The sequence below is a fragment of the Herbaspirillum sp. WGmk3 genome (assembly GCF_023952535.1).
Lineage (GTDB): Bacteria > Pseudomonadota > Gammaproteobacteria > Burkholderiales > Burkholderiaceae_D > Herbaspirillum > Herbaspirillum huttiense.
The window spans coordinates 150,886-172,287 of record NZ_JAKYWT010000006.1 but is presented as its reverse complement, the minus strand read 5'-3'; the positions used below and the strand labels follow the sequence as shown (position 1 = coordinate 172,287).

Sequence of the window (21,402 nt, the reverse complement as noted above, 5' to 3'; positions counted from 1 at the left end):
TGACAACGATGAATCTGGGGTGCGGGAAATCAGCCCAGCGCCTTCCAGGCCGCCACGAAGGCCTCTGCACGCTGGCGCACTGCGTCGGCGGACAGGCCCGGCGTGTAGAGCGCCGATCCCAGGCCGAAGCCGGAGGCACCGGCCGCACGGAACACCGCCATGCCCTCGGGCGTGATGCCACCGACCGGCAGCAGCGCGATGTCGCGGGCGATCACGGCACGCCAGGCCTTGACCACCTGCGGACCCAGCTGTTCGGCCGGGAACATCTTGAGTACGTCAGCGCCGTTGTCCAGCGCCGCAAAGGCTTCGGTCACGGTTGCCACGCCCGGTGCGCTGTAGAGGCCGGCATCGCGCGCGGCACGAATCACGGCGCCATCGCTGTGCGGCATGACGATCAGCTCGCCGCCGGCATTCTTGACGTCTTGCACCAGCGCGGGCTTCAGGACCGTACCGGCACCGACGATGCAGTCCGCCGGCAGGCTCTTGCGCAGGATGCTGATGCTGGCCAGCGGTTCGGGTGAATTCAGCGGGACTTCGATGATGCGGAAACCGCTCTCGTAGAGGGCCGCGCCGATGGCTTCGGCTTCCTCGTTGCGCACGCCGCGCAGGATGGCAATCATGCCGGTGCTGCGCAGGGCGTCGTGGAATCGTTGGGAATGGGTGCTCATGGTCTTTTGTCCGGGTGCGTCGTAGGTGGTGCAGTAAAGGGGGCGATCAGGCCAGCAGGCCGGCGTGCTGCGCCAGGATCCACAGGCCCGCTTCGGTGGCGGCACCGGCCTCGGCGGCCGGGCCCAGTCCATACAGGTCCAGCGCCAGCTGGTAGCGGCGGCACAGGCCGGGGTCGCCGATCAGGACGATGGCCGGCGTGGTCGGATACAGATTCTTCAGGGCGGCGATCTCGTGGCCGATCAACAGGCCCGAGAGATAGTCGGGTTGCGCCTCGGCCGCCAGTTCACCGGTCAGGCCCAGGGTGCGGCTGCTGAAGATGTTGGCGAGCACGCCGCTCTTGCCTTGTGCGGTCCTGGCCACGCCGGCACCGCGCAGGAAGGCTTCGTCATCGGCCACCTCCGGTTTTTGCATGGTGCGGCCCAGGATGGTGTGGCCGCACAGCGCGCCATAGACTTCGCCGGTCATGAAGGTATCGAAATGTTCGATGCGGCCCTCGACCACGCGCACCCACTTCGAATGGGTGCCGGGCAGGCCGATCAGCAGCTCGCGCTCGGTACGGGTCTGCAGGGCACCGATGACCTGGGTCTCTTCGCCGCGCATCACATTGGGCAGGGCACCCGCTTCCAGCAGGCCGGGCACGATCCACAGCGGACGGCCGAGACCAGTATCGACTTCGGTCAGCTGGCTGCCGATCAGCGCGGGGGCCAGCGGCACGTTCAGATAGGCGGCTTCACGCCAGCCCTGCTTGCTGCCGACCATGCCGGCAGCGATCAGCGGGGCGCCGGGCGCGGCCTTGAGCCAGTCGCCGCAGGCGGCTTCCAGCGCGGCACGGTAGGGGGCGTGGGCATCTTCGCCGTGGCCCACGGCCGGCAGGTTCATGATGCCCCAGGGATGGGCGCGGCGCTCCACCACCTGGCCGCTGCGATCGAAACGATAGCAGCGCAGCGAGGAGGTCCCCCAGTCGAGGGCAATCAGGGCGCAGTCTTGATTCAGTGCTTGGTTCATCGTCATTCTTTGCCGGCGTCAGCGCGCCAGGCTTGTCTGTTGGGTGGTGGCACGGACTGGCTCCTGGGCGATCTCGCAGACCGTGAAGCGGGTCAGCAGCACCATGTCTTCTCCCGGGGCCAGCGCGATCAGGCCCGGCTGGTTCGGCTGGTGGAAGGCATCGATGGGATGCGTGACCGGTTCCAGGCAGAAATACGGCAGGCCATTGGGGCGGAACATCAGCACATAGCCGCTGCGATCCGTGGTGTGCATCTGCAGGCGCAGGCCGCGTGCCGGATCCTCGATCATGGCCAGACCGTCCCAGCCTTCGAAGCAGTTGTCGATCAGGCCGCCTTGCAGCGAGGCGGCGCGGTTGTAGTCCCAGCCGCTCGGCAGTTCCCGCGAGAAACCGGTGGGGATGCGGTCCGGCCCGGAGAGCCACACTCCGCGCGAACGGAATTGCAGACGGGTTTGCGCGTCATGCAGGAAATACGGATGCAGGCCCAGGCCGTAGGGCAAGGTCTCTTCGCCCGTATTGGTCACGCGCAGTTCGATTTCCAGCGCGTTCTCGCGCAGGGTCAGTACCTGCCGCGCACGATAGACATAGGGGTTGCCGTCGCAGCGATGCGAATCCAGTTCCAGCGCCATGCGGTCGTCGGCCTGGGACACGATGGTCCAGGCCTGGCGCCAGCTGTCGCCGTGGATGGGGTAGGGCTCGCCGGCACGATTGGGGCTCAGCGGATAATGCTTGCCGTTGAAATCGAAGCCGCCGCCGGTGATGCGGTTGGACCAGGGCAGCAGCGGGAAGCACGCGGTCGCGTACAGCTTTTCCGGGTCGGCACTCCAGGGGCGCAGCAGCGGCAGCCACTTGCGGTCACGCTGCCATTCCCAGCCGGCCAGTGCGCCGCCCAGCGTCGGCAGCACGTGCAGACGCTGGCGCCCTGACTGCAGGGTATGGATTTCCGGCAGCCCCTGGGAGCCTGCACGTTGGGCATCGCTTGCTCGGGATGGCATGGTGTCTCGTATCTTGTTATGGAGTGCTGCGTGCATCGTGGGCACGGGAACGCGTTGTCCGTCGCGTCGTCCCCCTTGGGGCTGTCTGAAGTCGTCGGCAGGAAGAAGGAGTTGGCTCACGTGGGTTCGCGCCCGGTCTTCATGCAGTGCGCTTCAAAAAAAATCTGGCTGATCCTATCACCGCACTCCGATAGGGAATAATGAAAAAATCATCGCAAACGATATCAAAAATGCGCGTCGTCCGCAGTGAGGCAGGCAGTGAGGCAGCATGCGTGGCCGGCATGCGCCAGCTCGATGCACAGGCGGGGCGCGCTGCCCCAACGATGTGCGAAACGATATCGAAAAACATTAAAAATTCATTGGATGCGAATTGGTCGCTTGCCTAATATGGAGCGCGAATCAAGGACGATCAGGGCTGTCCGCGATTCCAACCGCACCGCGCCGCTTCCAATCCATACCTACAAGTCAAACGCATTTCGGCGCAGCGCACCCCACGCATAGAACAAAGGGAAGTCCACAATTCCCTGTCAACGGAGACTGACAATGAATTCGAAGAGAAGAGCGCTTCTGGGCGCAGCCATTTGCATGAGCCTGGGTAGCGCCGTGAGCTTCCCCGCCTTTGCCGCCGACAAACCACTGACCATGGGCTTCTCCCAGGTGGGTGCCGAAAGCGAATGGCGCACCGCCAATACCGTATCGATCAAGGATGCCGCCAAGCAGGCCGGCGTCAACCTTAAATTCGCCGACGCCCAGCAGAAGCAGGAAAACCAGGTCAAGGCAATCCGCTCCTTCATCGCACAAAAAGTCGACGTGATCGCCTTCTCGCCGGTGGTGGAGTCGGGCTGGGAAACCGTGCTGCGTGAAGCCAAGGCAGCCAAGATTCCGGTCATCCTGACCGACCGCGCCGTCAACGTTTCTGACAAGTCGCTGTACGTCACCTTCATCGGTTCGGACTTCGTGGAAGAAGGCCGCCGCGCCGGCCGCTGGTTGCTGGACAAGGCCAAGTCCATGCCCGCTGGCGACATCAACATCGTCGAACTGCAAGGCACCGTCGGTTCGGCACCGGCCATCGACCGCAAGGCCGGTTTCGAGGAAGTCATCAAGAGCGAACCGCGCCTGAAGATCATCCGCTCGCAGACCGGCGACTTCACCCGCGCCAAGGGCAAGGAAGTGATGGAAGCCTTCCTCAAGGCCGAGGGCAAGAAGATCAACGTGCTCTACGCCCACAATGACGACATGGCCATCGGCGCCATCCAGGCCATCGAAGAAGCCGGGCTGAAGCCGGGCAAGGACATCACCATCATCTCCATCGATGGCGTCAAGGGCGCCTTCGAAGCCATGATGGCCGGCAAGCTCAATGTCACCGTCGAATGCAGCCCGCTGCTGGGCCCGCAACTGATGCAGATCGCCAAGGACATCAAGGCCGGCAAGGAAGTCCCCAAGCGCATCACCACCGAGGAAGGCATCTTCCCGGCGGAAGTGGCGGCCAAGGAATTCCCGAACCGCAAGTATTGATGCCTGCATGAGGGCAGCGCGCGCGCACTGGATTGCCCAGGGCGCGCGCGGTGCTGGTGTGGCCTGATGGGAGTGCGCAAGACGACGCGCGCCCATCAGGATTCCGATGCTTCTGATGGAGTTGCGATGACGATGTCTGACGGGACGCAGGCGCGTCCCATGCTGGAATTGAGCGGTATCCACAAGGCATTCGCGGGCGTGAAGGCGCTCACCGATGTCGGCCTGCGGCTGTTCCCGGGGGAAGTGCATACCCTGATGGGACAGAATGGCGCAGGCAAGTCCACGCTGATCAAGGTCTTGACCGGCGTGCATGAACCCGATGCAGGCAAGATCGAACTGGATGGCCGCGCCATTGCGCCGGCCTCTACGCTGGAGGCGCAGTCGCTGGGCATCAGCACGGTCTACCAGGAAGTCAACCTGTGTCCCAATCTTTCCGTGGCCGAGAACATCTTCGTCGGCAGCTATCCCCGCCGTTTCGGCCGCATCGACTGGAAGAGCGTGCATGCACAGTCGAAGCAATTGCTGCAGCAGCTGCAGATCGACATCGATGTCGGCGCGCTGCTGTCGTCCTATCCGCTGGCGATCCAGCAGATGGTGGCGATCTCGCGTGCGCTCTCGGTCTCGGCCAAGGTGCTCATTCTCGATGAGCCGACCTCCAGCCTGGACGAAGCCGAGGTCCAGCAACTCTTCAAGGTGCTGCGCCGCCTGCGCGAGCAGGGCATGGCGATTCTTTTCGTGACCCACTTCCTGGACCAGACCTACGACATCTCGGATCGCATTACCGTGCTGCGCAATGGCGTGCGCGAAGGCGAATATCTGGTCGGCGATTTGTCGCGCCTGGATCTGGTCAACAAGATGGTCGGCGTGACGGCGGTCGATCATCGCAAGGTGGAAGCGGGCGCCGAGGCACTGGCTGCTGGGCTGTCGGCCGATGAAGCCGGCAAGGGCGAGGTCTTCCTGCAGGCGGATGGTTTCGGCCGGCGTGGCGTGCTGTCCCCGCAGGACCTGGAATTGCGGCGCGGTGAAGTCTTCGGCCTGTGCGGTCTGCTCGGTTCCGGACGGACCGAGATGGCGCGCCTGCTGTTCGGTGCCGACCGCGCCGATTGCGGGCAATTGCGCATCGAAGGTCGCAGCGTGAAGCTCGACAATCCGCGTGATGCGATTGCGGCGGGCATCGGTTTCTGTTCGGAGGATCGCAAGAAGGAAGGTGCGATCCTCGAACTCTCCGTGCGCGAAAACATCATCCTCGCGCTGCAGGCGCGCCAAGGGCTGTTCCGCGTGCTCCCGCGCAAGCGCCAGAACCAGATCGCCGCCGATTACGTCAAGTGGCTAGGCATCAAGACGGCCGACCTGGAGACGCCCATCGGCCTGCTCTCCGGCGGCAACCAGCAGAAGGCCTTGCTGGCACGCTGGCTGGCCACCGATCCGGGCATGCTGATTCTGGATGAACCCACGCGCGGCATCGATGTGCGGGCCAAGCAGGAGATCATGGATTTCGTCATCGCCATGTGCCGCAAGGGCATGTCCATTCTTTTCATTTCCTCGGAGATTCCCGAGGTCCTGCGCTGCAGCGACCGCATGCTGGTGCTGCGTGACCGCCGTGCCTGCGGCGAGTACCGTCGCGGCGAGCTCGATGAGCAATCGGTCTTGCAGGTGATCGCGGGAGAGGCCGCATGAGTGCATCCATGGATTCCAAACTGATTCCCGACAGCGCCGCCGGCGGCAGCGCGCCGGCCTTTGCAGCACTGCTGCGTCACCCGCTGGTGCGTCCGCTGGCGGCGCTGGCCTTGCTGCTGCTGATCGATTTCCTGCTGGTGCCGGGCTTCTTCAAGCTGGAGATCAAGGATGGCCACCTGTATGGCGCACTGATCGACATCATCAACCGTGCCGCACCGCTGATGCTGGCAGCGCTCGGCATGACGCTGGTGATCGCCACGCGCGGGGTGGACATTTCGGTGGGCGCGGTGGTGGCCATCTCCGGTGCCGTTGCGGCCGTTCTCATCGGCGGCAAGATGGTGGTAGTCAATGGTGTCTCCGAATACGTCAGCAACGTGCCGATGGTGTGGGCCCTGTGCGCGGCGATGGGTGCGGCACTGCTGTGCGGTGCCTGGAACGGCTTGCTGGTGGCCGGTCTCGGGCTGCAGCCCATCATCGCCACGCTGATCCTGATGGTGGGCGGACGCGGGCTGGCGCAGCTGCTCACCGATGGCCAGATCGTGACGGTGTATTACAAGCCCTTCTTCTTCCTGGGCGGTGGCTACCTGTTCGGCTTGCCGTTCTCGCTCTACATCGCCGGGGCCATGTTCCTGCTGCTGGCATTGCTGATGAAGAAGACCGCGCTGGGCCTGTTCATCCAGTCGGTCGGCATCAATCCGGTGGCCTCGCGCCTGGCCGGCATCCGTACTGCCGCGCTGATCTTCTTCGTCTACATGTTCTGCAGTGCCTGCGCCGGGTTGGCGGGGTTGATGATCGCCTCCAACATCAAGAGTGCCGACGCCAACAACGCCGGCCTGCTGCTGGAACTGGATGCGATCCTGGCCGTGACGCTGGGCGGCACCTCGCTGGCCGGGGGCAAGTTCAGCCTGGTGGGCAGCGTCATCGGCGCGCTCATCATCCAGACGCTGACTTATACGATCTATTCGCTGGGGGTGCCGCCGGAAGTCAATATGGTGGTCAAGTCCATCGTGGTGTTCCTGGTCTGCCTGTCGCAGTCGCCGGAATTCCGCCGCATGTTGAGGATGTCCAAATCATGATGCTTGCTTCTTCCTTGCGGCGCGCTTCGCACGCGCCGTGGTTCACCTCCATGGTCACGGTAGCGCTGCTGGTGCTGATGCTGGTCATCGGGGCGTTTGGCTACGATGGCTTCCTGTCGCCGCAGGTGATGCTGAACCTGCTGATCGACAATGCCTTCCTGCTGGTGGTGGCCATCGGCATGACCTTCGTCATCCTTTCCGGCGGCATTGACCTCTCGGTCGGGTCGGTGCTGGCGCTGACCACCATGGTGGCGGCTTTCCTGCTGCAGAACTGGCACTGGCCGCCGCTGCTGGTGATCGCGACCGTCCTGCTGATGGGCGCGGGCTTCGGTGCGGCGATGGGCGCGATGATCCATTACTTCAAACTGCAGGCCTTCATCGTCACGCTGGCAGGGATGTTCCTGGCGCGCGGACTGTGCTACCTCATCAGCATCAATTCCATCACCATCGATGAGCCGCTGTTCGTGGAACTGTCGCAGTCGCGGCTGGAGTTCGGCGGTCTGTTCATCTCGCCCAGCGTGGTCATCGCACTGATCGTGCTGGCCGTGGCGATCTGGATGGCGCATGGCACCCGCTTCGGACGCGCCGTCTACGCCATCGGCGGCAGCGAGAGCTCGGCGCTGTTGATGGGCTTGCCGGTCGGACGCACCAAGGTTCTGGTGTATGCCTTCAGCGGATTCTGTGCATCGGTGGCGGGTGTGCTGTTCTCCTTCTACATGCTGTCGGGGTACGGATTGCATGCGCAGGGTGTGGAGCTGGACGCGATTGCGGCAGTGGTCATCGGCGGCACGCTCCTCACCGGCGGCTATGGTTACGTGGCGGGAACACTGACCGGCGTGCTCATCCTTGGCGTGATCCAGACCCTCATTGCCTTCGATGGCAGCCTCAGTTCCTGGTGGACCAAGATCTTCATTGGCGCGCTGCTGTTCGTCTTTTGCGTCGCGCAGCGTGTCATTTCCCTGGGAGCCCTGCGCGGCAAATCGGCCGGATCGGCGAAAGCCGCGCCAGCCGTGGCTTAGGCGGGATTTTTTAAGCTTAATTAAGATAACTTTACATAGAGGGAGTTATACCGAAAAACATATCCATTACGCTCAAAAAATCATTAGAAATGTATTGGTAAAGCAATTAATGTAGAGCCCGCAAAACAGTTGCTCTGCATGACATTCATCAGAAATCACGGCGCTGTTTTAGATAACTACAACACGCCATTCCAACAATGAGACTGGAGACTCGAAGCATGAAAATCAAATCCGTATTGAGCGGTATTGCCCTCGGCCTGGGCGTCACCCTGATGTCCATCAGCGCCCAAGTGAGCGCACAGAGCAAGCAGCTGGTCGGTGTGGCCATGCCCACCAAGTCTTCGGCACGCTGGATCGCTGACGGCAACAACATGGTCAAGGTCCTGAAGGAAAAGGGCTACCAGACCGACCTGCAATACGCGGAAGATGACATCCCCAACCAGCTGTCCCAGATCGAGAACATGCTGACCAAGGGCGCCAAGGTGCTGGTGATCGCCGCCATCGACGGCACCACCCTGACCGACGTGCTGCAGAAGGCTGCCGACAAGGGCGTCAAGGTCATCGCCTATGACCGCCTGATCCGTGGTTCCAAGAACGTCGACTACTACGCCACCTTCGACAACTTCCAGGTCGGCGTGCTGCAGGCACAATCGCTGGAAAAGGCCCTGGGCCTGAAGGAAGGCAAGGGTCCGTTCAACATCGAACTGTTCGGCGGTTCCTCGGACGACAACAACGCCTTCTTCTTCTACAACGGTGCCATGTCGGTCCTGAAGCCCTACATCGACAGCGGCAAGCTGGTGGTGCGTTCCAAGCAGATGGGCATGGACAAGGTTGCGACCCTGCGCTGGGATCCGGCTACCGCCCAAGCCCGTATGGACAACCTGCTGTCGGCCTTCTACACCAACGCCAAGGTCAACGCCGTGCTGTCCCCGTATGACGGCCTGTCCATCGGTATCCTGTCCTCGCTGCGCGGCGTCGGCTACGGCACCCCGCAACAGCCGTTCCCGTATGTCTCGGGTCAGGATGCGGAAGTGCCTTCGGTCAAGTCCATCATCCGTGGCGAACAGTACTCCACCATCTTCAAGGACACCCGCGAACTGGCCAAGGTTACCGTCGGTATGGTTGACGCCGTCCTGGGTGGCAAGCAGCCCCAGATCAACGACACCAAGACCTACAACAACGGCGTGAAGGTGGTGCCTTCCTACCTGTTGAAGCCGGTCGTGGTCGACAAGTCGAACTGGAAGGAAATCCTGGTGGGCAGCGGTTACTACACCGAAGCACAACTGAAGTAATCCTTTGATGTAACACGCGGGCGGCCGGCATCCTCGATGTCGTCGCCGCCTGCGGCAGTACCGCAAGACCCAACAAGAACAAGAATCACCGTAAGAAGAACAGCATGGTCCCGCTCTGTGCGGGACTAATTCTTTCAGGAAGTCGCGCTTGCCCCACTGCAACGCGCAAGAGACAAACAAGTCCGGCTACGTGATCCACGCAAGCCCGGCAAATGAGAGGTCAGCATCATGAGCAACATTCTGGAAATGCGCGGCATCGAGAAAAGCTTCCCGGGTGTGAAGGCGTTGAACAACGTCAACCTGGCCGTGCGCGAAGGCGAGATCCATGCGATCGTCGGCGAAAACGGCGCCGGCAAATCCACGCTGATGAAGGTGCTCTCGGGCGTCTACCCGCACGGCAGCTATTCCGGCGACATCGTCTACAAGGGTGAGGTGCGTGCCTTCAAGGATATCCGCGACAGCGAACACCTGGGCATCATCATCATCCACCAGGAGCTGGCGCTGGTGCCGCTGCTGTCGGTGATGGAAAACCTGTTCCTCGGCAACGAGCAAGCCCGTGGCGGCGTGATCGACTGGGAACAATCCTACGTGCGCGCCAAGGAACTGCTTGCCAAGGTCGGTCTGAAGGAATCCCCGCTGACCAAGGTTGGTGACCTCGGCGTGGGCAAGCAGCAGTTGATCGAGATCGCCAAGGCGCTCTCCAAGGAAGTCAAGCTGCTGATCCTGGACGAGCCGACCGCCAGCCTCAATGAAAGCGACTCCGATGCGCTGCTGGAACTGTTGCTGGAACTGAAGCGCCAGGGCATCGCCTCGATCCTGATCTCGCACAAGCTCAACGAAATTTCCAAGGTGGCCGATTCGATCACCGTGCTGCGCGACGGCACCACGGTCGATACCTTCGACTGCCGCGCTGAACCGATCAGCGAAGACCGCATCATCCAGCACATGGTGGGCCGCGAAATGGCCGACCGCTATCCGCAGCGCGATCCCAAGATCGGCGACGTGATTTTTGAAGTGCGCGACTGGCGTGTGCACCATCCGCTGCACTCGGATCGCCTGGCCATCAAGGACGTTAACATGACCGTGCGCGCTGGCGAGATCGTCGGCATCGCCGGGCTGATGGGTGCGGGCCGTACCGAGTTGGCCAAGAGCATCTTCGGCCGTGCCTACGGCAAGAAGATCACCGGCCAGGCCTTCCTGCACGGCAAGGAAGTGGACCTGTCCACCATCGAGAAGGCCATCGACAAGGGCATCGCCTACGTCACCGAAGACCGCAAGGGCGATGGCCTGGTGCTGGAAGAAGACATCAAGAAGAACATCTCGCTGGCCAACCTGGGCGGCGTTTCCGAACGCACCGTCATCGACGAAGCGCGCGAGTACAAGATCGCGGCTGATTTCAAGCAGCAGATGCGCATCCGCTGTTCCAGCGTGCTGCAGAAGGTGGTCAACCTCTCCGGCGGCAATCAGCAGAAGGTGGTGCTGTCGAAGTGGCTGTTCTCCCAGCCGGAAGTGCTGATCCTGGATGAACCCACGCGCGGCATCGACGTCGGTGCCAAGTTCGAGATCTACAACATCATCAGCAAGCTGGCGGCCGAGGGCAAGTGCATCATCATGATCTCCTCGGAAATGCCGGAACTGCTGGGCATGTGCGACCGCATCTACGTGATGAACGAAGGCCAGTTCGTGGGCCACCTGCCCAAGGCCGAGGCCACGCAGGAAAGCATCATGCGCGCCATCATGCGCAACAAGCGCATTGATGATCCGGGCCTGTCGCAAGCCGCCTGAACACCCATTATCAAGCCGGAGCCAAACCGGCAGCATCACCCATAAAGTCCATCAAGACCAGAGAGCACCCGAGGAGCAAGACAATGGAGAGCATTGACATGAGCAAGAAACCGGCCGTCGCCAGCGGCGCCGTCGAAAAGAAGGACTACGGCAGCTTCCTGAAGAACAACATGCGCGAATACGGCATGCTGATGTCGCTGGTGGCCATCATGGCCTTCTTCCAGATCATGACCGACGGCACGCTGATGCGTCCGCTGAACCTGACCAACCTGGTCCTGCAGAACAGCTACATCGTCATCATGGCGCTGGGCATGCTGATGGTGATCGTGGCCGGCCACATCGACCTGTCGGTGGGCTCGGTGGTGGGCCTGATCGGCGCGCTGGCCGCCGTGCTGATGGTGGATTACGGCTGGGGCTTCGTGCCGGCCTCCATCGTCTGCCTGATCGCCGGCGCCCTGATCGGCGCAGCGCAGGGCTACTGGATCGCCTACTTCAAGATCCCGTCCTTCATCGTCACCCTGGCCGGCATGCTGGTCTTCAAGGGCATGGCGCTGGCGCTGCTGCAAGGCCAGTCCTTGGGCCCCTTCCCGCAGACCTTCCAGATGCTGTCCTCGGGCTTCATTCCTGAGCTGACCGACAACACCACCTTCCGCACCACCTCGCTGATCGTCGGCATCATTGCCGCCGTGGTGCTGATCCTGGTGAAGCTGCATGGCCGCCGCAAGCAGACCAAGCACGGCATGGAAGATGAACCGGCCATGTTCTTCCTGCTCAAGAACGGCGTCTTCGCCATCGCCATCATCGCCTTCAGCTACCTGCTGTCGACCTATCGCGGCATGCCCAACGTGCTGATCATCATGTTCGCGCTGATGGTGCTCTACACCTTCATCACCAGCCGTACCACCCTGGGCCGCCGCGTCTACGCCGTGGGCGGCAATGAGAAGGCGGCCAAGCTGTCGGGCATCAAGACCGAGCGCGTGTCCTTCTTCACCTTCGTCAACATGGGCGTGCTGGCGGCGCTGGCCGGCCTGATCTTCGCAGCGCGCCTGAACACCGCCACCCCCAAGGCGGGCCTGGGCTTCGAGCTGGACGTGATCGCAGCCTGCTTCATCGGCGGCGCATCGGCTTCCGGCGGCGTGGGCAAGGTCATGGGTGCGGTCATCGGCGCCTTCATCATGGGCGTGATGAACAACGGCATGTCCATCATGGGCATCGGCATCGACTACCAGCAGATGATCAAGGGCCTGGTGCTGCTGATGGCCGTCTGCTTCGACGTCTACAACAAGAACAAGTAATCCGGATCAAGCAAGGCGGGCCTGGCGCCCGCCTTTTGCATTCGGGTGCAAGCGTTTTTCGAGATCCTTCGTTTTCTGTCATTCGGGAATTCAACAATGAGTAGCGACAAAAAAGACAAGAGCCGCACCCTGCGCTCGGCCGGCTGGTTCGGTACCGCCGACAAGAACGGTTTCATGTACCGCAGCTGGATGAAGAACCAGGGCATCCCCGACCACGAGTTCCAGGGCAAGCCGGTCATCGGCATCTGCAACACCTGGTCGGAACTGACGCCCTGCAACGCCCACTTCCGCAAGATCGCCGAACACGTGCGTCGCGGCATCATCGAAGCCGGCGGCTTCCCGGTGGAATTCCCGGTCTTCTCCAACGGTGAATCCAACCTGCGCCCGACCGCCATGCTGACCCGCAACCTGGCCAGCATGGACGTGGAAGAATCGATCCGCGGCAATCCGATCGACGGCGTGGTGCTGCTGACCGGCTGCGACAAGACCACCCCGGCCCTGCTGATGGGCGCGGCCAGCTGCGACGTGCCGGCCATCGTCGTGACCGGCGGTCCGATGCTCAACGGCAAGCACCAGGGCCGCGACATCGGTTCCGGTACCGTGGTGTGGCAATTGTCGGAACAGGTCAAGGCCGGTGAAATCACCATCCACGACTTCATGGCGGCTGAGGCCGGCATGTCGCGTTCGGCCGGTACCTGCAACACCATGGGCACTGCCTCCACCATGGCCTGCATGGCCGAGTCGCTGGGCGTGTCGCTGCCGCACAATGCGGCGATTCCGGCCGTTGATGCGCGCCGTTATGTTCTCGCGCACTTGTCCGGCATGCGTATCGTCGACATGGTCTGGGAAGGCCTGACCCTGTCCAAGATCCTGACCCGCAAGGCCTTCGAGAATGCGATCCGCACCAACGCCGCCATCGGTGGTTCCACCAATGCCGTGATCCACCTGAAGGCCATCGCCGGCCGCATCGGCGTGGACCTGGAACTGGAAGACTGGACCCGCATCGGCCGTGGCACCCCGACCATCGTCGACCTGCAGCCCTCGGGCCGCTACCTGATGGAAGAGTTCTACTACGCCGGCGGCCTGCCTGCCGTGCTGCGTCGCATGGGCGAAGCCGACCTGCTGCCGCACAAGGATGCGCTGACCGTCAACGGCCAGACCATGTGGGACAACGTCAAGGATGCGCCGATCTACAACGATGAAGTGGTGCGCCCGCTGGCCAAGCCGCTGATCGAGGATGGTGGCATCTGCATCCTGCGCGGCAACCTGGCACCGCGCGGCGCGGTACTGAAGCCGTCGGCGGCCACGCCTGAACTGATGAAGCATCGCGGCCGCGCCGTGGTCTTCGAGGACTTCGCGCACTACAAGGAACGCATCAACGATCCTGATCTGGACGTCGATGCCAGCTGCGTGCTGGTGATGAAGAACGTCGGTCCCAAGGGCTATCCGGGCATGGCCGAAGTGGGCAACATGGGCTTGCCGCCCAAGGTGCTGGCTACCGGTGTGAAGGACATGGTCCGCATTTCGGATGCGCGCATGAGCGGTACCGCCTACGGCACCGTGATCCTGCATGTGGCACCGGAAGCCGCTGCCGGCGGTCCGCTGGGCATCGTCCAGGATGGCGACTTCATCGAACTCGACGCCTACGCCGGCAAGCTGCAGCTGGACATCAGCGAAGAAGAGATGCAGCGCCGCCTGGCCGAACGCGCCAAGGTGCTGGCCGAACGCAAGCCGGAGATGGCCGGTGGTTACCAGTCCCTGTATGTGGACCGTGTGCTGCAGGCTGACGAAGGCTGTGACTTCGACTTCCTGGTCGGTTGCCGTGGCGCGGCCGTGCCCAAGCACTCGCACTGATCTTCTTCCCGTCATCATGATGCCGGTGCCGCGCCTGGCGCGCGCACCGGCCTGCAAGGAAACCTCATGAGCAATACTCCCCAGAACGTGCAACTGGCGAACTTCCCCAGCCTCAAGGGCAAGCGCGTCTTCATCACCGGCGGCGGCACCGGCATCGGTGCGGCCATCGTCGAAGCGTTCGCGCAACAAGGTGCGCATGTGGCCTTCGTCGATATCGCCACCGAAGCCAGCGAAGCACTGTGCGATGACATCGCGGCAGCCGGCCACCCCAAGCCGCTGTTCCGTCATTGCGACCTGCGCGACATTCCCGCCTTCCAGGCGACCATCGCCGAGCTGCAAGGACAGCTGGGCGACTTCGACGTGCTGGTCAACAATGCCGCCAACGACCAGCGCCACAAGCTGGAAGAAGTGACGCTGGAATACTGGAACGACCGCATCGCCATCAACCAGCGTCCGTCCTTCTTCGCCGTGCAGTCGGTGGTGGAAGGCATGAAGCGCCGCGGTGGCGGTTCCATCATCAACTTCAGCTCGATCAGCTGGCACCAGTCCGGTGGCGGCTTCCCGGTCTATACCACGGCCAAGGCCTCGACCCTGGGCCTGACCCGTGGCCTGGCGCGCGACCTCGGTCCGCACAAGATCCGCGTCAATACCGTGACACCGGGCTGGGTCATGACCGAACGCCAGATCAAGCTGTGGCTGGATGAAGAAGGCAAGAAGGCGATCGCGCGCAATCAATGCCTGCAGGGTGACCTGCTGCCCTGGCACCTGGCGCGCATGGTGCTGTTCCTGGCGGCGGACGACAGCGCGATGTGTACCGCGCAGGAATTCATCGTCGACGCCGGATGGGTGTGAGCGGTTTGACGAAACGCTTCTGCGCTGCGGACCAGAAAGAGTCGCCAAATGGCGACTCTTTTTTTTGCGCAAATTTTGCGCAAACGCCAAAAGAGTGTCGAAGCGGGAAGAGAAGTGAGGCCGTTTCAGAAAAAAGCTGTATGACAGCTTGAAAAAACTTAGTTTTTTACCTGCCTGAAGTGTTGTTTTTTTGCCGCGTTTTTTTAAAGTTTTGCGTCGCGTGAATTCAGTTTTGTTCCTGCGATTCCGGCCGTTTTCAGAGAGGCTTACGCTTCCTTACATTTCTTAATAAAACTCGGCGCAGGAAACCGACCCCGGCATGGCACATGCCCGGGCAGGCGGGGGAATCAGTAAATCATTTTCGCCACTTCGCGGATGGACTGCAGCACCAGGTTGGCCCCGGGCGAGAGCAGGTTGTCCTGGCGCGTGATGATGCCGAAGCCGGCCATGCGGCAGGGCAGGTCGATGGGCAGGATGTCCATCAGGCGGGCCTGGGTGTAGTAGCGCGCCACTTCGGTGGGCATGGCGTAGATGAAATCGGTCTGCTGCAGCAGGCTCGTGATGAACAGGATGGCGGTGGTGTCGACCACGTTGGAGGGCGGCGCCAGGCCTTGCTCGCGGAACATCTGGTCGCAGCGCGCGCGCAGGATGCTGCCCTTGGGGGCCATGATCCAGGCCTCGCCGGCGAGGTCGGCCAGGGTCAGGTCGGTGCGGGTGTGGAAGGGATGTCCCACCCGCGCCACGGCGCACACCGGCTCGTCGGCCAGCTCTTCATAGAGCAGGCCGCCACGGGCTTCCTCATCCAGGATGCGGCCGATGATGAAGTCCAGCTCGCCGTGCAGCAGGCGCGAGAGCAGGATGTTGCTGCTTTCCACTTCAACGCCGATGCGCAACATCGGCGCTTGTTCCTTGACCCGCGCGATGGCCGGCGGCAACAGGGCCATGCCGGGCGAGAGGATCACGCCCACATCGACCTGGCCGGACAGGCCGGACTTCAGGGCCACGATGTCCTCGTGCGCCTTGGACAGGCTGGTCAGGGCCATGCGCGCATGGCGGATCATGGCCTCGCCATAGATGGTGGGCCGCATGCCGCGCGGCAGGCGCTCGAACAGGGACACGCCCAGCATGTCTTCGAGGTCCTTGAGTTGCTTGGAAGCAGCCGGCTGCGTCATGTTCAGCTCGCTGGCGGCGCGGTGGATGTTGCGGGTGTCGTCGAGAGCGATCAGCAGCAGGAGCTGACGGGTCTTCAATCGCGCCCGCAGAAACCAGTTCGGGTCACTGTTTTTCATAAGTCTCCGGGGACGGTTTTCTAAATTTTTTCAATCGTTTTTTTATTAGGAATTGATGATATCAAATCGCATATCGGAATTGCTAAAGATTTCATTGGAAAGACATGAACTGAATACTTAGTATCTAGCCACATTCCGGGCTGTACAGGAGACAACCAGCACAGCAGCGGGATGAAAGAGAAGAAGGTCGGGCAGCATCAAAAACAACAAGTTGGGAGACTGTCAGGAGTCCGTCAGGATCCAGGGGTCTGAAGTGCAACGCTGCACGGCCAAGCCCACCGACGAAAAAAATTTTAAACGGCAATATCCACGGAGACTATTCATGAAGCAAGTGAAGCCATCCTTTATTGGAGCAAAGACCCTGTGCGCGCTCGCGCTGATGGGTGCGTTCTCGGCACAGGCGCAGGCGCAAAGCAGTGTCACCATCTACGGCCGTGTTGTGGCCGGCGTCGACTTCCTGACCAATGCTGGCGCCAACGGCACCGGTACTCGCTGGAGCGCTGCCAATAACCAATGGGGCACCAGCATGATCGGCTTCAAGGGCACGGAAGACCTGGGCGGCGGTACCAATGCCTTCTTCCTGCTGGAATCCGGTTTCAACTCGACCAAGGGCAGCTTCAACGGTTCTGATACCAGCAACGGTACCGCACTGTTCAACCGCCGTTCCTACGTCGGCCTGTCCTCGGCTTCCGCCGGTTCCATCAAGGTCGGCAAGAACCTGTTCATCAACAACGACATCTGGTACCTGGATCCGACCGGCCAACAAGCCATCGGTACTGCCAGCCTGGTCAACGGCCGCAACTGGCCGGGTGCATCGAACATCATCGAGTACAACAGCCCTGACATGGGCGGTTTCACCGTCGGCCTGCAGACCAGCCTGGGCGAAAAGCCGGGTTCGTTCAACGGTGGCGTGCCCAACGCTGGTTCCAGCGACGGCCGCAAGGACGGCATCTCGCTGGCCTACCAGAAGAACGGTCTGGAACTGCGCGTGATCTATGACACCGTGCGCGATGCGAACGGCAACTACAGCGACATCTGGAGCCACTCCAAGGAGCTGATCGTCGGCGGTACCTACAAGTTCGACAAGCTGAAGATGTTCGCCGGCTGGGAAAACCTGCGCGCCAGCGACGCTGTCGCCGGTGCTCCGGATCGTGCGAACCACTACTGGATCGGCGCGAACTATGACGTGACCCCGCAATTCCAGCTGGTCGGCGCATGGTTCCACGTCAACGCCAACAACGCTTCGGTCAATGCGGCCGGCGTGGGCAACGGCGGTGGCACTGCCAACATGTACATGGCTGGCGTGAACTACTTCCTGTCCAAGCGTACCCTGCTGTACGTTGACGTCGGTACCGTCCGCAACGGCACCGGTGCCAGCCACCAGTTGGAAAACGGCGGCAACCTGGGCGTGTCGGGCCTGAAGCAGACCGGCGGTTACTTCGGTATCGCCCACTCGTTCTGATGCAACGAACAGCAGTAATGTAATCCTTCCTGAGGTGGTCTTGATGTAGTTGAGGGTGGGCGCAAGCCCACCCTTTTTTGTCTTTGTGGCAGACGTTTCCGGTATCTGCCGCAGTCGTGCAAAACAATTTATATTGTTTATCTTGTTTATTTCATTTTCTTGATTTGCAGGCGGAACCCCGATGAATGCGCAATTGCTGGTCGATGGACATCATGAACTGGGCGAAGGAGTACTCTGGTGCGAGCGCTCGCAGACGGTCTTCTGGACCGACATCCACGCCTCCCGCCTGTGGAACCATGATCCGGCCAGCGGTGCCACGCGCAGCTGGAGCATGCCGGAACGCCTGTGCTGCTTTGCCTTCACGGCCGATGCCCGGCGCCTGCTGATCGGGCTCGCATCGCGTCTGGCCTTCTTCGACCTGGACACCGGCAGCATCAGCCCGATCTGCCGCATCGAAGATGACCTGCCGACCACACGGCTCAACGATGGCCGTTGCGATCGCCAGGGCCGTTTCGTCTTCGGAACATTGAATGAGGACGCAGGCCGTGACCCCATCGCCAGCTTCTATCGTCTCAATGCCGACCTCAGTCTGGAGCGCCTGGCGCTGCCGGGTATCGCCATTTCCAACAGCATCTGCTTCAGCCTCGATGGCAAGCTGATGTATCACTGCGATTCCATGGCCGGAAAGATCATGGTGTGTGATTACGACACCGACAGCGGCGCGGTCAGCCATCAGCGCGTCTTCGCCGATCTGGCGCAGCAGCCGGGCGGCCCCGATGGGTCGACCGTCGATGCGGAGGGGTACCTGTGGAATGCCCAGTGGGGTGGTGCGCGCGTGGTGCGCTTCGCGCCCGATGGCAGCATTGACCGCATCGTCGAAGTGCCGACGGCGCAGCCGTCCTGCGTGGCTTTCGGCGGGGCGGCCTTCGATACCTTGTTCGTGACCACGGCTCACGAAGGCATGAGCGCCGAACAGCGCGCGCAAGACAAGCTGGCCGGTGGCTTGTTCAGCGCGCCGCATCTCGATGTGCGCGGCTTGCCTGAAGTGCGTTTCGCCGGCTGAGGCCGTCTGCGGCGTGGGGCTTTCGCTCCCCACGCCATCCTTTCATCGGGTCCGCTTCAGGACCCGAAACTCGAATCCCCCATCAGCCGCGACAGCCGTGCCGAGATTTCCTGAACGATGCCTTGCACCTCGTCCAGGCTGGGATTGACCTTCTTGTCGATGCGTTCGATATAGGGCACGTTCAAGGCCGCCAGCATGCGGTTGTTGGCCCCCATCACCGGATAGGACAGGTTGATCACGCCGCGGATCTGCCGGCTTTCCATGCGCGAGTGGCCGCGTTTGCGCGTGTCCTCGATCTGGCGCATCAGTTGCGCTGTCCCGATTTCCTGTTCGCCATCCATGCGCACGTGCGCGGCCAGCATGCTGGCGCGTTCGGCTTCATCGCGGAAGGCCAGCAACACGTGGCCGGATGCTGTGTCAGTCAGGCTCACCAGCGCCCCGACCTTCAGTCCAAACGCCCAGCGTTCGGGGCTGTCGACCTGCGCCACCACGATCACGCGGCCCGCTTCGTAGACCGTCAGGTGGGTGGACTGCATGGAGCGATTGGCCAGCTCGCGCATGTGGGGCAGGGCGGTGCTCACCAGCGAGCGGATCGGCTGATGATGATGGGCCAGCTCAAACAGTTTCAGCGAGAGCCGGTAATGGTCGTTGTCGGCCACCAGATAACCGCGCTGTTCCAGCGTGACCACCATGCGGAAGATTTCATTGACGCTGCGTCCCAGTTGCCGCGAGATCTGGTTCAGGGTCAGCATCTGTTCCGAGCGGCTCAGCAACTCCAGGATATCCAGTCCCTTGTCCAGCGCCGGCGCGGCGTAGCGCGTCTTGCCGGCAGCGCTGTCCTCTTCGTGGTCGGCGGCCGTCTGCACGGCGGGAGCCTCGGCGGGATTGAGTTTGCGGGTTCTGGGCATGGCGTTTTCCGGGTGCGGCAGGGGACGGTAGATCGCAAAAGGGGGCTTTTCTGGGGCCGGATTGTAGGGGATTTTGATGAAAAATCCATTTTATTCGTAAAATAATTTTTCATGCATGATCTCTTGGCCTCGCCCCGTCATCCCAAAATCGATATCGGTCAGGTTGGAAACTTCATCGGACTGGCCCTGCAATGGGAGGATAATCAAGGTTATGCTCTGGCACTCACAGATGAAATGATATTTCACTTGTGAGAGAAAACAAAAGAGGGGCCTGGCCCCGGAGACGATCACCCCAGGCTGTCCGCCACGGATGGCCCCGCCGATTGCGGCACGCCACCGCAGCGGCATCCACGCTAGAGACCGATGACCAAGATTACTGCCCTGCGCGTGCTGGACGTACGCTTCCCCACTTCGCAATCGCTGGATGGGTCGGATGCAATGAATCCGGATCCGGATTACTCCGCCGCCTACGTCATCCTCGATACCGACAATGAGCAACTGAAGGGCCACGGCCTGACCTTCACCATCGGTCGCGGCAACGAGATCTGCTGTGCCGCCATCCGCGCCATGGAGCATTTGGTGGTGGGCCTGGACCTGGACTGGATCGCCGCCGACATGGGCCGCTTCTGGCGTCACGTCACCTCTGACAGCCAGCTGCGCTGGATCGGCCCGGACAAGGGCGCGATCCACCTGGCCACCGGCGCAGTGGTCAATGCCGCCTGGGACCTGTGGGCCAAGGCGGCCGGCAAGCCGGTGTGGAAGCTGGTGGCTGACATGTCGCCCGAGGAACTGGTGCGCACCATCGATTTCCGCTACATCACCGATTGCATCACCCCGGATGAAGCACTGGCCCTGCTGCGCGAAAAGGAAGCCGGCAAGGCCGAACGCCTGCGCATCCTGGAACAGGAAGGCTATCCCTGCTACACCACCTCGGCCGGCTGGCTGGGCTATGACGACGCCAAGCTGCGCCGCCTGTGCCAGGAAGCCATCGACCAGGGCTTCAATTACGTCAAGCTCAAGGTCGGCCGCGACCTGGAAGACGACAAGCGCCGCGTGCGCATCGCCCGCGAAGTGCTGGGCCCGGACCGCAATCTGATGATCGATGCCAACCAGGTGTGGGAAGTGGATCAGGCCATCGACTGGGTCAATGAATTGGCCTTTGCGGAACCCTGGTTCATCGAGGAGCCGACCAGCCCGGATGATGTGGAGGGCCATCGCAAGATCCGCGCCGGCATCGGCGCGGTCAAGGTCGCCACCGGCGAGATGTGCCAGAACCGCGTGCTGTTCAAGCAGTTCATCATGCGCGATGCCATCGATGTGGTGCAGATCGATTCCTGCCGTCTCGGTGGCGTCAATGAAATCCTGGCCGTCATGCTGATGGCCGCGAAATATGGCAAGGTAGTCTGCCCGCATGCGGGTGGCGTGGGCCTGTGCGAATATGTGCAGCACCTGTCGATGATCGACTACCTGTGCATCTCCGGCAGCAAGGAAGGGCGCGTGACCGAATACGTGGACCACCTGCACGAGCACTTCGTCGATCCCTGCGTGATCCGCAACGCGGCCTACATGCCGCCCAGCCTGCCGGGGTTTTCGATCGAAATGAAGCCCGCTTCACTGGAGCAGTACCGCTTCCGGGGTTGAGACTGCA

General features: G+C 62.0%; 17 protein-coding genes. 12 read left to right on the top strand and 5 right to left on the bottom strand.

The genetic code is table 11. The features are described from left to right. Positions 1 to 29: 29 nt before the first annotated feature. Genes MKD49_RS21995 through MKD49_RS21985 form a run of 3 tightly spaced genes read right to left on the bottom strand, consistent with a single transcriptional unit; the run spans position 30 to position 2,667 of the window. A complete protein-coding gene (locus tag MKD49_RS21995) occupies positions 30 to 668 on the bottom strand; it encodes a 2-dehydro-3-deoxy-6-phosphogalactonate aldolase (protein ID WP_039789118.1) in 639 nt (212 codons plus the stop codon). A 46-nt stretch (positions 669 to 714) separates the two neighbouring features. Next, positions 715 to 1,674 carry a 2-dehydro-3-deoxygalactonokinase gene (locus MKD49_RS21990; protein WP_252697366.1) on the bottom strand — a complete coding sequence of 320 codons (960 nt, stop codon included), beginning with the start codon at positions 1,672 to 1,674 and terminating at the stop codon, positions 715 to 717. A gap of 18 nt (positions 1,675 to 1,692) precedes the next feature. After that, positions 1,693 to 2,667: an aldose 1-epimerase gene (locus tag MKD49_RS21985; RefSeq protein ID WP_252697365.1), complete on the bottom strand. Its 975-nt coding sequence runs from the start codon at positions 2,665 to 2,667 to the stop codon at positions 1,693 to 1,695. 543 nt (positions 2,668 to 3,210) lie between these two features. Between MKD49_RS21985 and MKD49_RS21980 the strand changes: the two genes are divergently transcribed. The 9 genes from MKD49_RS21980 (at position 3,211) to MKD49_RS21940 (ending at position 15,032) form a co-directional block, all read left to right on the top strand. Continuing rightward, positions 3,211 to 4,182: an ABC transporter substrate-binding protein gene (locus tag MKD49_RS21980; protein WP_039789112.1), complete on the top strand. Its 972-nt coding sequence runs from the start codon at positions 3,211 to 3,213 to the stop codon at positions 4,180 to 4,182. Between the two features lie 126 nt (positions 4,183 to 4,308). Next, entirely contained in the window at positions 4,309 to 5,859 is a 1,551-nt protein-coding gene (locus MKD49_RS21975; protein WP_252697364.1) for a sugar ABC transporter ATP-binding protein, read from the top strand. Beyond that, positions 5,856 to 6,935 (top strand): ABC transporter permease, encoded by a 1,080-nt coding sequence (locus MKD49_RS21970; protein ID WP_252697363.1) that lies wholly within the window; start codon positions 5,856 to 5,858, stop codon positions 6,933 to 6,935. The genes MKD49_RS21975 and MKD49_RS21970 overlap by 4 nt, the downstream gene beginning before the upstream one ends. Beyond that, positions 6,932 to 7,954, top strand: a complete 1,023-nt coding sequence (gene yjfF, locus MKD49_RS21965; protein ID WP_121044381.1) for a galactofuranose ABC transporter, permease protein YjfF — start codon at positions 6,932 to 6,934, stop codon at positions 7,952 to 7,954. Before MKD49_RS21970 ends, yjfF begins: the two co-directional genes overlap by 4 nt. A gap of 218 nt (positions 7,955 to 8,172) precedes the next feature. Continuing rightward, on the top strand, positions 8,173 to 9,246 hold the full coding sequence (gene chvE / locus MKD49_RS21960) for a multiple monosaccharide ABC transporter substrate-binding protein (protein ID WP_034336091.1): 1,074 nt from the start codon (positions 8,173 to 8,175) through the stop codon (positions 9,244 to 9,246). A gap of 228 nt (positions 9,247 to 9,474) precedes the next feature. After that, positions 9,475 to 11,031, top strand: a complete 1,557-nt coding sequence (gene mmsA / locus MKD49_RS21955; protein WP_039789107.1) for a multiple monosaccharide ABC transporter ATP-binding protein — start codon at positions 9,475 to 9,477, stop codon at positions 11,029 to 11,031. 83 nt (positions 11,032 to 11,114) lie between these two features. Continuing rightward, the gene (mmsB, locus tag MKD49_RS21950) at positions 11,115 to 12,326 is read left to right on the top strand and encodes a multiple monosaccharide ABC transporter permease (protein ID WP_039789105.1); all 1,212 of its coding nucleotides are present in this window, start codon (positions 11,115 to 11,117) and stop codon (positions 12,324 to 12,326) included. Between the two features lie 96 nt (positions 12,327 to 12,422). Then, positions 12,423 to 14,180: an IlvD/Edd family dehydratase gene (locus tag MKD49_RS21945; RefSeq protein WP_039789103.1), complete on the top strand. Its 1,758-nt coding sequence runs from the start codon at positions 12,423 to 12,425 to the stop codon at positions 14,178 to 14,180. A 66-nt stretch (positions 14,181 to 14,246) separates the two neighbouring features. Continuing rightward, complete coding sequence (locus tag MKD49_RS21940; RefSeq protein ID WP_252697362.1) at positions 14,247 to 15,032, top strand: SDR family NAD(P)-dependent oxidoreductase; 786 nt, start codon at positions 14,247 to 14,249, stop codon at positions 15,030 to 15,032. A 347-nt stretch (positions 15,033 to 15,379) separates the two neighbouring features. Here MKD49_RS21940 and MKD49_RS21935 read toward each other — a convergent pair whose 3' ends face one another. After that, the gene (locus MKD49_RS21935; protein ID WP_252697361.1) at positions 15,380 to 16,321 is read right to left on the bottom strand and encodes a LysR family transcriptional regulator; all 942 of its coding nucleotides are present in this window, start codon (positions 16,319 to 16,321) and stop codon (positions 15,380 to 15,382) included. A 322-nt stretch (positions 16,322 to 16,643) separates the two neighbouring features. Here MKD49_RS21935 and MKD49_RS21930 point away from each other — a divergent pair, with 322 nt between their 5' ends. Both MKD49_RS21930 and MKD49_RS21925 read left to right on the top strand, forming a co-directional pair. Beyond that, complete coding sequence (locus MKD49_RS21930) at positions 16,644 to 17,783, top strand: porin (RefSeq protein ID WP_209579640.1); 1,140 nt, start codon at positions 16,644 to 16,646, stop codon at positions 17,781 to 17,783. Between the two features lie 181 nt (positions 17,784 to 17,964). Further along, the gene (locus MKD49_RS21925; RefSeq protein WP_252697360.1) at positions 17,965 to 18,846 is read left to right on the top strand and encodes an SMP-30/gluconolactonase/LRE family protein; all 882 of its coding nucleotides are present in this window, start codon (positions 17,965 to 17,967) and stop codon (positions 18,844 to 18,846) included. 56 nt (positions 18,847 to 18,902) lie between these two features. Here MKD49_RS21925 and MKD49_RS21920 read toward each other — a convergent pair whose 3' ends face one another. Next, positions 18,903 to 19,754: an IclR family transcriptional regulator gene (locus MKD49_RS21920; protein WP_134137212.1), complete on the bottom strand. Its 852-nt coding sequence runs from the start codon at positions 19,752 to 19,754 to the stop codon at positions 18,903 to 18,905. A 363-nt stretch (positions 19,755 to 20,117) separates the two neighbouring features. Between MKD49_RS21920 and MKD49_RS21915 the strand changes: the two genes are divergently transcribed. Beyond that, positions 20,118 to 21,395: an L-fuconate dehydratase gene (locus MKD49_RS21915; protein WP_252697359.1), complete on the top strand. Its 1,278-nt coding sequence runs from the start codon at positions 20,118 to 20,120 to the stop codon at positions 21,393 to 21,395. Positions 21,396 to 21,402: the final 7 nt, after the last annotated feature.